Origin of the sequence: Mycobacterium sp., from assembly GCF_965229105.1 — a bacterium.
Lineage (GTDB): Bacteria > Actinomycetota > Actinomycetes > Mycobacteriales > Mycobacteriaceae > Mycobacterium.
Map to the genome: position 1 here is coordinate 5010110 of NZ_OZ245858.1, position 14578 is coordinate 5024687.

At 65.9% G+C, this 14578-nt stretch carries 14 protein-coding genes; 8 read left to right on the forward strand and 6 right to left on the reverse strand.

From position 1 onward, the window contains the following. Position 1: 1 nt before the first annotated feature. From dhaK to dhaM, 3 genes are read left to right on the forward strand one after another with little or no spacing between them, the layout of a single operon-like run. Positions 2 to 1006, forward strand: coding sequence for a dihydroxyacetone kinase subunit DhaK (gene dhaK / locus ADBZ9O_RS23470; RefSeq protein WP_526525346.1), 1005 nt, complete (start codon positions 2 to 4; stop codon positions 1004 to 1006). Positions 1007 to 1010: 4 nt separating this feature from the next. After that, the gene (gene dhaL / locus ADBZ9O_RS23475) at positions 1011 to 1628 is read left to right on the forward strand and encodes a dihydroxyacetone kinase subunit DhaL (RefSeq protein WP_526525348.1); all 618 of its coding nucleotides are present in this window, start codon (positions 1011 to 1013) and stop codon (positions 1626 to 1628) included. After that, a complete protein-coding gene (gene dhaM / locus ADBZ9O_RS23480) occupies positions 1625 to 2353 on the forward strand; it encodes a dihydroxyacetone kinase phosphoryl donor subunit DhaM (RefSeq protein ID WP_526525350.1) in 729 nt (242 codons plus the stop codon). The genes dhaL and dhaM overlap by 4 nt, the downstream gene beginning before the upstream one ends. Positions 2354 to 2369: 16 nt before the next feature. On the opposite strand, the gene ADBZ9O_RS23485 is transcribed toward dhaM, so the two are convergent. The 4 genes from ADBZ9O_RS23485 to gatC are packed head-to-tail and all read right to left on the reverse strand — an operon-like array spanning position 2370 to position 6459. After that, complete coding sequence (locus ADBZ9O_RS23485; RefSeq protein WP_526525352.1) at positions 2370 to 3599, reverse strand: sensor domain-containing diguanylate cyclase; 1230 nt, start codon at positions 3597 to 3599, stop codon at positions 2370 to 2372. A 17-nt stretch (positions 3600 to 3616) separates the two neighbouring features. Continuing rightward, on the reverse strand, positions 3617 to 4648 hold the full coding sequence (locus ADBZ9O_RS23490) for a 6-phosphofructokinase (protein ID WP_526525353.1): 1032 nt from the start codon (positions 4646 to 4648) through the stop codon (positions 3617 to 3619). Between the two features lie 18 nt (positions 4649 to 4666). After that, a complete protein-coding gene (gatA, locus tag ADBZ9O_RS23495) occupies positions 4667 to 6163 on the reverse strand; it encodes an Asp-tRNA(Asn)/Glu-tRNA(Gln) amidotransferase subunit GatA (protein ID WP_526525354.1) in 1497 nt (498 codons plus the stop codon). Further along, on the reverse strand, positions 6160 to 6459 hold the full coding sequence (gene gatC, locus ADBZ9O_RS23500; RefSeq protein ID WP_526525355.1) for an Asp-tRNA(Asn)/Glu-tRNA(Gln) amidotransferase subunit GatC: 300 nt from the start codon (positions 6457 to 6459) through the stop codon (positions 6160 to 6162). Before gatC ends, gatA begins: the two co-directional genes overlap by 4 nt. Before the next feature lie 79 nt (positions 6460 to 6538). On the opposite strand from gatC, the gene ADBZ9O_RS23505 reads away from it, so the two are divergent. Together ADBZ9O_RS23505 and ADBZ9O_RS23510 are read left to right on the forward strand one after the other, a co-directional pair. Then, a complete protein-coding gene (locus ADBZ9O_RS23505) occupies positions 6539 to 7198 on the forward strand; it encodes an ACT domain-containing protein (protein WP_526525356.1) in 660 nt (219 codons plus the stop codon). Positions 7199 to 7246: 48 nt separating this feature from the next. Then, a complete protein-coding gene (locus ADBZ9O_RS23510; protein WP_526525357.1) occupies positions 7247 to 8719 on the forward strand; it encodes an alpha/beta fold hydrolase in 1473 nt (490 codons plus the stop codon). Here ADBZ9O_RS23510 and ligA read toward each other — a convergent pair. Further along, the gene (gene ligA / locus ADBZ9O_RS23515; protein WP_526525358.1) at positions 8695 to 10791 is read right to left on the reverse strand and encodes an NAD-dependent DNA ligase LigA; all 2097 of its coding nucleotides are present in this window, start codon (positions 10789 to 10791) and stop codon (positions 8695 to 8697) included. The two genes, ADBZ9O_RS23510 and ligA, sit on opposite strands and share 25 nt — an antisense overlap. A 56-nt stretch (positions 10792 to 10847) precedes the next feature. Between ligA and ADBZ9O_RS23520 the strand changes: the two genes are divergently transcribed. Together ADBZ9O_RS23520 and ADBZ9O_RS23525 are read left to right on the forward strand one after the other, a co-directional pair. After that, positions 10848 to 11264 carry an MmcQ/YjbR family DNA-binding protein gene (locus ADBZ9O_RS23520; protein ID WP_526525359.1) on the forward strand — a complete coding sequence of 139 codons (417 nt, stop codon included), beginning with the start codon at positions 10848 to 10850 and terminating at the stop codon, positions 11262 to 11264. Then, positions 11261 to 12871 carry a 4-coumarate--CoA ligase family protein gene (locus ADBZ9O_RS23525; RefSeq protein ID WP_526525361.1) on the forward strand — a complete coding sequence of 537 codons (1611 nt, stop codon included), beginning with the start codon at positions 11261 to 11263 and terminating at the stop codon, positions 12869 to 12871. The genes ADBZ9O_RS23520 and ADBZ9O_RS23525 overlap by 4 nt, the downstream gene beginning before the upstream one ends. A gap of 10 nt (positions 12872 to 12881) precedes the next feature. Here ADBZ9O_RS23525 and ADBZ9O_RS23530 read toward each other — a convergent pair whose 3' ends face one another. Continuing rightward, the gene (locus ADBZ9O_RS23530; protein WP_526525362.1) at positions 12882 to 13895 is read right to left on the reverse strand and encodes a uroporphyrinogen decarboxylase/cobalamine-independent methonine synthase family protein; all 1014 of its coding nucleotides are present in this window, start codon (positions 13893 to 13895) and stop codon (positions 12882 to 12884) included. Positions 13896 to 13930: 35 nt separating this feature from the next. Here ADBZ9O_RS23530 and ADBZ9O_RS23535 point away from each other — a divergent pair, with 35 nt between their 5' ends. After that, a complete protein-coding gene (locus tag ADBZ9O_RS23535; protein ID WP_526525363.1) occupies positions 13931 to 14578 on the forward strand; it encodes a sensor domain-containing protein in 648 nt (215 codons plus the stop codon).

Genomic DNA, 14578 nt, shown 5'->3' on the forward strand with positions numbered 1-14578 from the left:
CGTGAAGAAGCTCATCAATGATCCCGCCGATGTCGTCAAAGACGCGCTTGCAGGAATCGAGGCGGCGCACAGCGACCGCCTACGGGTCGATCACGAGAACCGGGTCATCTACCGCAAGGACGCACCGGTGCGCGGCAAGGTGGGCCTGGTTTCGGGCGGCGGATCGGGCCACGAACCGCTGCACGGTGGTTTCGTCGGGGTCGGCATGCTCGACGCCGCTTGTGCCGGTGAGGTTTTCACCTCGCCCGTGCCGGATCAGATGATGGCGGCCACCGCTGCGGTCGACGGCGGGGCCGGTGTCCTGCACATCGTGAAGAACTACACCGGCGACGTGATGAATTTCGAGATGGCCGCCGAACTGGCCGCCGCCGACAGCGGAACCGAGGTCGTGGCCGTCATTACCGACGATGACGTCGCAGTCCAGGACAGCACCTGGACCGCCGGACGGCGCGGCGTCGGCGTGACGGTACTGCTGGAGAAAATCGTGGGTGCCGCGGCAGAGGAAGGCCGCCCGCTGGCCGAGGTTGCCGATCTGGCCCGCAAGGTCAACGGCCAGGGCCGCAGCATGGGACTTGCGCTGACGTCCTGCACGGTTCCGGCCGCGGGCAGACCGACCTTCGAGCTCGGCGACGACGAATTCGAACTCGGTGTCGGCATCCACGGCGAGCCCGGACGTCAGCGACTCCCCCTGGCTCCCGCCAGGGAACTCGCGGCGATGCTCGTCGACCCCATCATCGGTGATCTGCCCTACGCCAAGGGTGATTCGGTGCTGGCCTTCGTCAACGGCATGGGCGGCACCCCGCTCCTCGAGCTGTATGTGATGTACAACGAGGTCGCAGCGCTGCTCGGTAAGGCGGGTATCACCGTCGCTCGCTGCCTGGTCGGCAACTACATCACGTCCCTGGAGATGGCGGGGTGCTCGGTGACCCTGCTCAAGGTCGACGACGAACTGGTCCGGCTCTGGGATGCGCCCGTGAACACCCCTGGCCTGCGGTGGGGCGTCTGAGGTGGTGACGGTCGAGAACCTCAGTGCCTGGTTGCGGACCTACGCCGACTCAATCCACGACAACGCGGCCCTGCTGACCGAACTCGACTCGGCCATCGGGGACGCCGATCACGGCTCCAATATGGATCGCGGCATGACCGCGGTGGTCGCGGCGCTCGACGCGAACTCGTTCGACACCGCCGACGCCCTGTGCAAAAAGGTCGGCATGACGCTGGTCAGCACGGTCGGCGGCGCAAGCGGGCCGTTGTACGGCACCTTCTTTCTGCGCCTGGGCGCGGCCCTTGCAGGCGTCGACCCCATCGACGCGCCCGCATTCGGGGCGGCGTTGCGCGCCGGCGTCGAGGGTGTCTTGGCCCGCGGTAAGGCAGAACGCGATGACAAGACGATGTACGACGCACTGGCCCCCGCCCTGGACACCTACGACGCCGCCAGCGGTGAGGGTTTGGGCGCCGCGCTGACGGCGGCTGCCGCGGCTGCCGCGGCTGGCCGGGACCACGTCACGCCGTTGGTGGCGCGCAAGGGCCGCGCCAGTTATCTCGGCGAGCGCAGTGCCAACCATCAGGACCCAGGAGCCACCAGCGCCACCCTGCTCCTTGACGCTGCGGCGGCCACCCTCTCGTGATTGGGATCGTCGTCGTCTCGCACAGCCGAGCGCTGGCCGACGCCGCCGTCGGGCTGGCCTCGGAGATGGTTCAAGGCACCGGCCCGACGGTCACCATCGCCGCCGGGCTGGATGCCCAGACCTTTGGCACCGACGCCACCGCGGTCGCCGCGGCCATCGAAGCTGCCGACAGCGAAGACGGTGTGCTGGTTCTGATGGACCTCGGCAGCGCGGTGATGTCGGCCGAACTCGCACTCGAGCTGGTGGATCCCGATATCGCGGATCGCGTCATGCTGTGCTCGGCGCCGCTGGTCGAGGGTCTGGTGGCGGCCGTCGTCACCGCCGGTACGGGGGCCACCATTGAGGCGGTCACCGCCGAAGCGCTACGCGGGCTGGCCGCCAAACAGGAACACCTGCAGGATGTTTCACCGCCGGCCCTGGTATCGGTGAGCACCCCCGGGGCGCTGTCGGACGAGATCTCCGATGAGGTCCACGTCGTCAACGAACACGGTATTCACGCGCGGCCGGGGGCCAGGCTGGTCGATATGGTCAGCAAGTTCGATGCTCTGGTGGAGATCGAAAATCTCAGCCGCGGGATGGGTCCCGTCATCGCCGACAGCATGATCATGCTGGCCACCCTCGACACCCACCCTGGTGATCGCTTGAAGGTGAGCGCCAGCGGTCCCGCCGCGGCCGAAGCGTTGCGGGCGGTGGTGGCGTTCATCGCCGCCGGTCTCGGCGACTGAGACGCTCGCTGCCACGTCATACAGTGACGGAGTCCACGACAATCCGATTGCGGCCCTGTCGTTTGGCCTGATACAGACAGGCGTCGGCTGCGGAAACAACATCATGCAGCCGATGCTGGTCCATCGCTGTCAACACACCGACGCTGACGGTGACGATCGGGGCTATCGGCGACGCGGCATGCGGGATCGCAAGACTGGCGACACCTTCGCAGACACTGGCGGCTATGGCGGCCGCGCCCGTGCGGTCTGTCGCCGGCAGCAGACAGGCAAATTCTTCACCGCCATAGCGCGCTGCCAGACCGTGTGTCGCTTCCACCACGGACGCCAACAGGCTGCCGATGCGCCGAAGGCATTCGTCGCCGACCGTGTGCCCGTAAAAGTCGTTGAACGCTTTGAAGAAATCCACGTCCAACATCAGAAGCGACAACGGCTCACCTGATTCGCTGTGACAGGTGATCTCCTCACTGAGAACGTCGTCGAAGTGCCGCCGGTTCGCGACACCGGTCAGTGAGTCGGTGATGCTGATTTGGGTGATTTTCTCGTTCAGTGCAAGCAGTTCTGATTGAAACCGAATCCTCTCGGAAATATCGCGCACGATGGAGCAATTGAATTTGGCACCACCGTATTCCACCAAATTCGTCGTCACCTCGATCGGTACCTCGATTCCCGCCTTTGTCAGATTGGTCGTCTGAATAGTGAACGACTGCCTGTCGACCACTTCCTGCCAGTGTTCCCTCCAGCGAGCTTCGTCGAAGTTCGGATCAACGTCACACACCCTTAGGTGCGACAGTTCATCGGCCGAGTACCCGAGCAGCGTGGTCGCCGCGTCGTTGACGAACACATACCTTCCGTCCTCGTCGAGCCAGATGATCATGTCCGTCACTTTTTCGATGGTGGCCTGGGTCAACGCCACACGACGTTGATGTTCTTTCGCGACGTCGGCGTTCTCGAGAGAAACAACGAACGATGGGGTGATGTCGTCGTCACAGCGGACGGTGAAACGCACCAATGGAGCTGATTGACCCACCACACCGCCGCGCACTTCGAATACCGCGGAATAGGAGAATTCCCCTCCGGCGATGAACGCACGGATCGGCGCCACGGCCTCAGCACTCAGGTGATGTTCCAGCCGGTCACCGACAACGTCGCCGGCAATCGCACCCGATTCCGCCCACCACGCGACATCTGCTGCCACGATCAGGCCTTGCGCGTCGACAACCAAGCTACCCAGCGAGAAATCGCGCATGCCAAACTATGGCATTACTAGCCGAAGAAGGCCGCCGCGTCGTCATATCGGCTCTGCGGCACCAACTTCAGCTGTTTGACTGCATCGACCAACGGCACCCGGCCGATGTCCTGGCCGCGCAGCGAGACCATCATCCCGTATTCGCCCGCATGCGCGGCGTCGGCCGCGTTCACCCCGAAGCGGGTGGCCAGCACCCGGTCATACGGGGTGGGAGTGCCGCCGCGCTGGACGTGCCCGAGCACCGTGGTGCGCACTTCCTTTTTCATCCGCTTCTCGATCTCGATGGCCAGCTGCGCCGCCACCCCGGTGAAGCGCTGATGGCCGAACTCGTCAATACCGCCGTCGCGCAACTGCATTGAGCCCGCCGCAGGCTTCGCGCCTTCGGCGACCACGCAGATGAAATGCGAGTCACCGCGTTGGAAGCGTGCCTTGACCAACCGGCAGACCTCTTCGACGTCGAAGGGCTGCTCGGGGATCAGCGTCATATGCGCACCCGAGGCCATCCCTGCGCTCAGCGCGATCCAGCCGGCGTGGCGGCCCATCACCTCGACCAGCATCACCCGCTGATGCGATTCGGCCGTGCTGTGCAAACGGTCGATCGCCTCGGTCGCGACGGTGAGCGCGGTATCGAATCCGAAGGTGACATCGGTGCAGTCGATATCGTTGTCGATCGTCTTGGGCACCCCGACAACGGGCACATCTTCCTCGGACAACCAGTGCGCGGCCGTCAGCGTGCCTTCGCCGCCGATCGGTATCAGTACGTCGATGCCGTTGTCTTCGAGCGTCTGCTTGATCTGGTCGAGCCCGGCCCGCAGTTTGTCCGGGTTGACCCGCGCGGTGCCCAGCATGGTGCCGCCCTTGGCGAGCAGCCGGTCATTGCGGTCATCGTTCTTGAGCTGCACCCGCCGGTCTTCGAGCAGACCCCGCCAGCCGTCGAGGAAACCGACCACCGATGAGCCGTACCGCGCGTCACAGGTACGCACCACCGCCCGGATGACCGCATTCAGGCCTGGACAGTCACCGCCACCGGTGAGAACTCCGATCCGCATGGGACCTATCTTCCCCTGTCAGCGCGCCGTCGGCAGCGCACTCGGAAGTGTCCCCCGGGCGGCCTCGTAAGCGGCGCCGACGCGGTACAGCCGATCATCGGCCAGCGCGGGAGCCATGATCTGGAGGCCAACCGGCAGATTGTCATCAGGAGACAACCCGGACGGGACGGACATCCCGCAGTGTCCGGCCAGGTTCAGCGGGAGTGTGCACAGGTCGAACAGATACATCGCCAGCGGATCGTCGACCTTCTCGCCCAAGCGGAAGGCCGTGGTCGGAGTGGCCGGTGAGACCAGCACGTCGACGGACTTGTAGGCCTCGTCGAGATCGCGGCCGATCAGCGTGCGGACCTTCTGCGCCTGGTTGTAGTAGGCGTCGTAGTACCCGGCCGACAATGCGTAGGTGCCGATCATGATGCGACGTTTGACCTCGGGACCGAACCCGGCAGCGCGGGTCAACGCCATCACCTGTTCGGCGCTGTGGGTGCCGTCATCGCCGACCCGCAGGCCGTAACGCATCGCATCGAAACGGGCCAGGTTGCTGGATACCTCGGACGGCAGGATCAGGTAGTAGGCGGCCATCGAGTAGTCGAAATGCGGGCAGTCGACCTCGCTGACCTCGGCGCCGAGTGCACGCAGTTGCTCGACGGCGGCGTTGAACGATTCCAGTACGCCTGGCTGATATCCGTCGCCACTGTGCAGTTGCTTGACCACCCCGACCCGCAGACCCTTCAGATCCCCGGCCGCACCGGCGCGCGCCGCGGCGACCACATCGGGTACCGGCGCATCGACCGACGTCGAATCCCGCGGATCATGGCCCGCGATCACCTGATGCAGCAGTGCGGTGTCGAGAACGGTTCGCGCGCACGGTCCGCCCTGATCGAGTGACGACGCGCAGGCCACCAGCCCGAACCGGGACACGGTGCCGTAGGTCGGTTTGACGCCGACGGTTGCGGTCAGTGCCGCGGGCTGGCGGATCGAACCGCCGGTATCGGAGCCGATCGCCAGCGGCGCCTGGAACGCCGCCAACGCTGCGGCGCTGCCGCCGCCGGAGCCACCCGGCACGCGGTCGGTGTCCCACGGGTTGCGGGTGGGGCCGAACGCCGAATTCTCGGTCGAGCTGCCCATCGCGAACTCGTCCATATTGGTCTTGCCCAGAATCGGGATACCTGCGGCCCGCAATTTCACCGTGACCGTCGCGTCGTACGGCGACGTCCACCCTTCGAGGATCTTCGAGCCGCACGTGGTGGGCATATCCGTCGTGGTGAACACGTCCTTGAGCGCCAGCGGCACCCCGGCCAGCGCCGACGGCAGCGCATCGCCGGCGGCCACCATGGCATCGACCTTGGCGGCGGCGTCCAGGGCCTGCTCGGCACCGACGTGCAAAAAGGCGTGGTACTCGCCGTCGGTGGCGTCGATCTGGTCCAGGTGTGCCTGGGTCACCTCGGTCGACGACACCTCTTTGGTGGCGATCTTGGCGGCCAGCTCGGCCGCGGACAGCCGGACTAGATCACTCACTGGCTTTCTCCCAGGATCTGCGGCACGGCGAAGCGGCCATCGACGGCGCGGGGCGCCTCGGCGAGCGCCTCTTCCTGGCTCAAGCAGGTCACGACGACGTCAGGCCGGGTCACGTTGACCTCGGACAGCGGGTTACCGGTCGGGGCGACACCGGCGACGTCGACGGCCTGGACCTGGCTGACGTACTGCAGGATCGCGTCGAGCTGGCCGGAGAAGCTATCCAGCTCGTCATCGGTCAGCGCCAGTCGGGCCAGTCGGGCCAGATGGGCCACATCGTCTCGGGAGATCTGCGACACGAGCGCCAACTCTAGTCACGAGAGCCGAGGCCGATTAGCCCGGAGTGCTCTGGGCCTGGTGCTGTGCAACAGTGTGCGCGTGCCTTCGTATCTGCTGCGGGTCCAGCTGGACGACCGACCAGGCAGCCTCGGGTCTCTCGCCGTGGCGCTCGGGTCGGTGGGCGCCGACATCCTTTCTCTGGACGTGGTCGAGCGCGTCGCGGGCTACGCCATCGATGATCTGGTGGTCGATCTGCCGCACGGTTCCATGCCCGACATGCTGATCACCGCGGCCGAAGCCTTGACCGGGGTGCGGGTGGACAGCATTCGGCCGCATACCGGGTTGTTGGAGGCCCACCGCGAGCTGGAGCTCATCGATCACATCGCCGCGGCCGATACCAGGCTCGCCAAATTGCAGGTCCTCGCCGACGAGGCGCCACGGGTGCTGCGCGTCGGCTGGTGCACCGTGGTGAACTTGGCGGACACCAGGTTGGAACGCATCGTCGGCAGTCGGGGGGCGCCGGAGACTCAGCCCGACGCGGCGCCCTGGCTGCCGCTAGAACACGCCGCCGCACTCGACGCGACCGCCGAGTGGCTGCCGGAATTGTGGCGCGATATGGACACCACGCTGGCGGCCGCGCCGCTGGGCGATCCGCTGACCGCCGTCATGCTCGGCCGACCGGGCGGACCGGATTTCCGGCCGTCGGAGGTGGCCCGGCTGGGTTACTTAGCCGGCATCCTCGCCACCATCCTGCGCTGAGCGCGCCAAAACGACGCCCACCAGCAGGGTTGCCTGCTATGACTAGCCATGAGTTCGGCACTGGCCGGTAGGCGTATCGCGCGGTTACTTCTTGCCGCTGCCATAGTTGGGGGCTGCGCACCGACAGGCACCGCGCCAACACCAGCGGCGCCTCAGTTGACACGTTGGGTGCCGTGCCAGGACAACACGGCTTTCGAATGCGCGACGATCATCGTCCCCTCGGACTACACGCGAGCCGACGGTCACAGTTTCTCGATTGCGGTGACCCGACTGCCGTCGACCGCGGCTCACCCGCGACTGTTGGTGACCAACCCCGGCGGACCGGGCATCAGCGGGGTGGCCGACCTTCACTCCAGTTTGGAGTACTTCCGAGCGTTGACCGATATCTACACCGTGGTGTCATTCGACCCACGGGGTGTGACAGGCTCCGAGCCTGCCATCACGTGTCTTGACGAGCGCCAACGGCGGGCGATCTTCGATCAACCCAGTGTTCCGAGCACTGAGACGCAAACCGCGCAGGCGCGCCTGCTGGCAATGGGCATCGGGCAGTCATGCCAGCAGCAATACGGTCAGGCACTCGCCCACGTCGGCACTGACAACGTCGTCCGGGATATGGATGCGATCCGGGCCAGCATGGGATTCGAGACGTTGAATTACCTCGGCTTCTCCTACGGCACCTTCGTCGGCTCGACCTACCTCAGAACCTTCCCCGACCGAACGGATCGGATGGCATTGGATTCGGTGATGGATCCGGCGGTGGACTACCAGCAGATCAGACATGGCCAGGCAGTAGGCATGCAGAACAGCGTCACCGCATTCGTCGACAACTGCCTCGCCGCGTCGGACTGTCCGCTCAGCGGTCCGAAAGATGTTGCACTGCAAAGGATTTACGAGATCGTAGACACGCTGGACGGAGCGCCGTACGTGGCTGCGGATGGTCGGCGGCTCTCCGGTGCCCGCATGCTGGCCCTCATCGAATCGTCGATGTACTTTCCTGAGTCCGGCTGGCCGAACCTGCGGCGCATCCTGCGGCACGCCGTCGACGGCGACCTCGCGGCGGTCACCGACTCCGCCTACTCCCCTGATCTGATGGTCAACCCCGCAGACTCCGAGTACCTGGCGGTTGTGTGCACGGATTTCCAGACCGAGCGTGACCCCATGGCACCGGCCCGCCTGGCCCCGGGGTGGGCCGCCGAGAGTCCACTCAGTGGCGCCAACCGCGCGTGGTCACTGCAACCGTGTGAGACCTGGCCAGCCCCGCCGAATCGGCAACCGGCGCCAGTGAGCGCCAGCGGCGCAGGCAACGTACTGCTCCTCAACACCACCGACGATCCCGCGACGCCACTGGCCTGGGCGCAGGCCCTGCATTCTCAGTTGGTCGGTTCATCCCTGGTGATCGCGCCCGCTCAGGGCCATATCGCGATGTCCCAGAACGCATGTGCCGATCGATGGCTGACCAGATTCCTGCGCACCGGCCAGACTCCGCAGGAGCCCACCTACACCTGCGTACCCAACGGTTGAGGCCCGTCGGCCAGCAACGCCCGGAAACCGTCTTCGTCGAGAATCGGGACGCCGAGTTCGACCGCCTTGTCGTATTTCGAACCCGGTGCATCACCGGCCACCACGTAGGCCGTCTTCTTCGACACCGAACCGGCGGCCTTGCCCCCACGGACCAAAATGGCCTCCTTGGCCTCATCCCTGGAGAACCCTGGCAGTGACCCCGTCACCACGATCGACAACCCTTCCAGGGTCCGAGGAATGCTGGCGTCACGCTCATCGGCCATCCGCACCCCGGCGGCCTGCCACTTGGCGACGATCGCCCGGTGCCAGTCGACGGTGAACCAGTCGACCACTGCCGCAGCGATTGTCGGCCCGACCCCTTCGACGGCAGCGAGTTCCTCCTCAGATGCCGCGGTGATGGCCTCCAGGCTGCCGAACTCCCCCGCCAACGCCCTGGCCGCGGTCGGACCGACGTGGCGGATCGACAGCGCCACCAACACCCGCCACAGTGCCTGCGCCTTGGCCTTGCCCAGGTTGGCCAGCAGCCGTTTACCGTTCGCGGACAGACTGCCGGCCTTGGTGGTGAACAGGTCCGTGCGCAGCAGGTCGTCCTCGGTCAAGCCGAACAGGTCCCCCTCATCGGTGATGACACCGGCCTGCAGCAGTGCGATCCCGGCCTCGTAGCCGAGGCCCTCGATATCGAAGGCCCCGCGCCCTGCCACGTGGAAGACTCGCTCGCGCAGTTGCGCCGGACAGGTTTGCGAGTTGGGGCAGCGGATATCGGCGTCCCCCTCCTTGGCCGGTGCCAGCGTGGTTCCGCATTCGGGACACGTTGTGGGCATGACGAATTCGCGTTCTGAGCCGTCGCGCAGCTCGACCACCGGACCGAGTACCTCGGGGATGACGTCACCGGCTTTGCGGATGACGACGGTGTCGCCGATCCGGACGTCTTTGCGTTTGACCTCCGAGGCGTTGTGCAACGTGGCCAGCCCGACCGTCGACCCGGCGATCTTGCTGGGCTCCATATAGGCGAACGGCGTCACCCGCCCGGTACGGCCGACGTTGACCCGGATATCGAGGAGTTTGGTGGTGGCTTCCTCGGGCGGATATTTGTACGCGATGGCCCAGCGCGGTGCCCGCGACGTGGCGCCGAGCCTGCGCTGCAGCGACACCTCGTCGACCTTGACCACCACGCCGTCGATATCGTGCTCGACGTCATGGCGGTGTTCGCCCCAGTAGACGACCCGCTCCTGGACCGCCGCGATGCCCTGCACACGGGTGGTGTGGTCAGAAACCGGCAACCCCCACGCTTTGAGCGCCAGGTAGGCGTCATGCAGGGTGGGCGGGGTGAAACCCTCGGCGTAACCGAGGCCATGGCAGATCATCCGCAGCTTGCGTCGCGAGGTGACGGCCGGATTCTTCTGCCGCAGCGAGCCTGCGGCACTGTTGCGCGGGTTGGCGAACGGGGGTTTCCCCTCCTCGACGAGGCTGGCATTGAGGGCCTCGAAATCGACGAGCCGGAAGAACACCTCGCCACGCACCTCAAGGACAGCGGGTATCGGATACTCGTCGCTGGGCGTAAGACGTTCGGGGACATCGTCAATGGTGCGGGCGTTGAGGGTGACGTCCTCGCCGGTGCGGCCGTCACCGCGGGTGGCGCCCCGCTCCAGGCGTCCGTTGCGGTAGACCAACGCCAATGCGACCCCGTCGATCTTGAGTTCGCACAGGTAATGGACGTCTGCGGATTTTTCGGCACCGAGGTCGCGCTGCACCCGGGCCGCCCAGGCATCCAGCTCGTCGGCGTTGAAGACGTTGTCCAGCGACAGCATCCGCTCGAGGTGATCGGCAGAGGTGAAATCGGTGGCGAAACCGGCGCCGCCGACCAGCTGCGTCGGCGAATCCGGGGTGCGCAACTCGGGGTGCTCGTCCTCCAGGGCGGTCAGCTTGCCCAACAAGGCGTCGAACTCGCCGTCGGAAACCACCGGCGCATCGCGGACGTAGTAGCGGAACTGATGCCCCCGCACCTCGTCGGCCAGTTCCTGCCATTGCCGGCGCACGTCCGGATCGAGCGGATCTACTTCGACTGGGCTCACTGCGCAAGGTTATCGAAGGGCTCCGACAGTGCAGCAGCCATCGTTAGGGTGGTCTTGTGCCCCACCCGATCATGTTCGACGATGACGACTTCGGGCTGGCGGAGCTGCGTGGGATCGCGCTGGGCTTCCCGGGCGCCTTCGAGAAAATCTCCCACGGCAGGCCCACGTTCTGCGTGCCCAAGATGTTCGCGATGTACGGCGGCAGCTCCAAAATGTCGGTACCCGGTGAGATGACCCGGTTTTCGCACGCGCTGCTGGTCAAGGTGGACGAAGCCGACCGCGCCGCGCTGGCACAGGATGTGCGGTTCTTCTTCCCTGCCTACCTGGGGCCCTCGGGCTGGCTGGGGCTGGATTTCACCGCGGCGAAGGTGGACTGGGCCGAGGTAGCTGAGCTCGTCGACGCCTCCTACCGCCTCGTGGCACCGAAGAAACTTCTGAAGCAATTGGATGACCCGACCCAGGGAGAGATATGAGTTTCGCCAGTCCGTTCCCCGACGTCGTCGTGCCCGACGGGATGGTCCACGAATACCTGTTCGGCGAGTTGACCGAGGCCGACGGCGATCTCGTCGCCCTGATCGACGCCCCGACCGGCGCCGAAACCACCTATCGCGATCTGGCGATCCGGGTGGATGCCTTCGCCGGAGCGTTGGCCGATCGGGGTATCGGCGTCGGTGACGTGGTGGCGCTGCTGGCTCCGAACAGCTCGATATTCGCGGTCGCGTTCCACGGCATCCTGCGGGCCGGCGCCACCGCCACCACCGTCAACGCGCTGTTCACCGCCAAGGACATCGCCAAACAGCTGACGGACTCGCACGCCAAGATGCTGATCACCGTCAGTCCGTTGCGCGCCCAGGCCACCGAAGGTGCCGCCCATGCCGGGCTGTCCCCGGCGGAGGTCGTCATCCTCGACGGTGCAGGCGAGGCCGTCGACGGACATCCCAACGCCGATGACCTGCTGGCATCCGGAGCCGACGCCCCAACCGTCACCGTCGATCCCGTCACGCACCTGGCTGCGCTGCCCTACAGCTCGGGCACCACCGGTAACCCCAAAGGTGTGATGCTCACCCACCGCAACCTGGCGGCCAATATCGCCCAGATCAGGCCGATCCAAGGCATCACCTCGACTGACGCGATCGTCGCGGTGCTGCCGTTCTTCCATATCTACGGGATGACGGTATTGCTCAACGCCGCACTGCACGCGCGGGCCCGGTTGGTGATCATGCCGTCGTTCGACCTCACCAAGTTTCTGCAGACCATCCAAAATCAGCGCTGCACAGTCGGTTACATCGCGCCGCCGGTCGCGGTTGCGCTGGCCAAACACCCCGTTATCGACGATTACGACCTGTCATCGCTGCGCATCGTCATGTCCGGTGCGGCACCACTGGACGAAGAACTCGGTCACGCTGTGGCCAAGCGGCTCGGCTGCCGCGTCGTGCAGGGGTACGGAATGAGTGAGCTCAGCCCGGTCAGCCACTGCATGCCCTTCGACGGCGGAGGCCAGTCGCTGGGTGTCAACGCACCGCTGAACTCGTGCGGCTGGACCGTTCCCAACGCCGTCAGCAAGATCGTCGACCCCGAGACCGGTGCTGAGATCGGCATCCCCGAATCAGGTCGCAGTGCCACCGGCGAGCTGTGGTTCTCCGGGCCCAACGTGATGGCCGGGTATCTCGGCAACGATGAGGCGACCGCGGAAACCATTGATGCCGAAGGCTTTCTGCACACCGGCGATCTGGCCTGCGTGGACTCCGATGGCTGTGTCTACATCGTGGACCGCCTCAAGGAGCTGATCAAGTACAAGGGATATCAGGTGCCGCCCGCGGAGCTCGAGGCGCTACTGCTGACCCACCCCGGCGTTGCCGACGTGGCGGTGATCGGCGTAATCGATACCGAATCCGGCGAGGAGATCCCAAAAGCTTTCGTGGTCAAGCAATCCGGCGAGGAGCTCAGCGCCGACGACGTGATGGCCTTCGTCGCCGAGAACGTCGCCCCGTATAAGAAGGTGCGCCAGGTCGAGTTCATCGACGCCATACCCAAATCGGCGTCCGGCAAAATTCTGCGCAAGGATCTGCGGACGGTATAGCGTTGCGGAACTAGACCGCTTCGGGATCCTCGGCGAATGCATCGGCGACCTTGTGCACCAGGCCCAGCGCGGTGCGCGCCCAGTCCGCGGTGGCACCGGCCAGTCCGCAGGCCGGCGTGACGCCGATCCGCTCGGCCAACACCGAGCGGGGAAAGCCAAGCCGATCGGTGACCTGGGCGGCGGCCTTCGCCACCTGCTCCACATCGGGCCGGATCGCCGGAGCCGTCGTCGGCACCACGCCGAGCAGCACGACGCGGCCCGCCTCGACGAACTCGCCGATCCCGTCCAGGTCAGCCGGTTTGAGCGTCGCGACGTCCACCGACACCGCACTGATCGTGCTGCGCTGCAATATCTTCCACGGCAGTTCCGGGGCGCAGCTATGCAGCACCACCTCGGTGCCCACCGCGGCGACACAGATATCGAACAGTTCGGTGGCCACCGACTCGTCGACGGGGTGCACGGGCGAGAAGCTGGTGACCCCGGTCAGTCTGCCTGCCAGCGCTACCTGCAGCAGCGGCTCATCGAACTGCACGACGACGGTGGTGGACAGCCGTCGCGCCAGCTCGGCGCGATGCCGGGCCACCCCTTCGGCCAGTGAGGCTGTCAGATCGCGTACCGCTCCGGGGTCGGTGATGGCCCGGTGTCCGTTGGGCAGCTCAAGCTCGGCCGCGAGCGTGATCGGTCCTGGCGCTTGCACTTTGATCGGTCGTTGACTGCCACCCAGGCCCGCGATCTCCCAGGCTTCTTCGAGCGCGTCGATATCCTCGTCGAGCAGGCTGGCGGCCCGGCGCATCACATTTCCCGGTCGCGCGACGATGCGGTATCCGCGCGGGACGGTGTCGATGGAAATGTCGACCAGCAGGGCGCCGGCCCGACCGATGATGTCCGCGCCCACTCCCCTGGCGGGCAACTCGACCAGGTGCGCCAGCGTTCCACCGAGTTCGCCGACGACGATCTCCGCCGCCTGGCGCGGCGAGGTTCCCGGCCAGGAACCGATACCGGTGGCCGTATGGAAGGCACTCACAAGTCACCGCTCATCGCGCAACCGTACTGTGAACCATGGCCGCAATGCTTTTGCGGGTGCTGACCTGCTCGGCGACCCTGGTGCTGCTCACCGGCTGTACCCGTGTGGTCGCAGGTTCCGCTGCGCTGCCATACACCGAGACACCGGGGCCGCAAGTGATTCTGGCGGCGGACGCCGATGCCCTGATGCTCGATCTTGCGGGCATGCGTGCGGTCACCGGGGCCGGTGACGCCCTGACCGCCATCCCGTCGATGGACGGCAAATACCCGGTCGATATCGACGTGCTCGCCAACGGCGTTTCGCCACCATGCCAGTTCATCTTCGCCGAGACGCAGACCTTCAGCAGCGATGTCGCCGACTTCCACAAGACGACCTATCAGCGACCCCCCGGGGCCGGCCTCATCTCGCAGGCCGCCGCCGTCTACCGCGACCCGCAGACCGCCAGGGCGGCGTTCGACAGCCTGACCGAACGAGCCAACGCGTGCGCGAAGAGTTCGGCGGGCCCGATATTCGTCGGCTACGTCGCGTCCGGAGAAGACTCGCTGCAGATGCGACCCGCCCGCACCTGCGGCAGGGATTACCAGCTGAAATCGGCGGTGATGGTCGAGGTGACATTCTGCGAGTTCCCGGAATCTGTCCCGGGGATCGTGATGACCAACATCCTCAGTCGGGTGCCGGGTTAG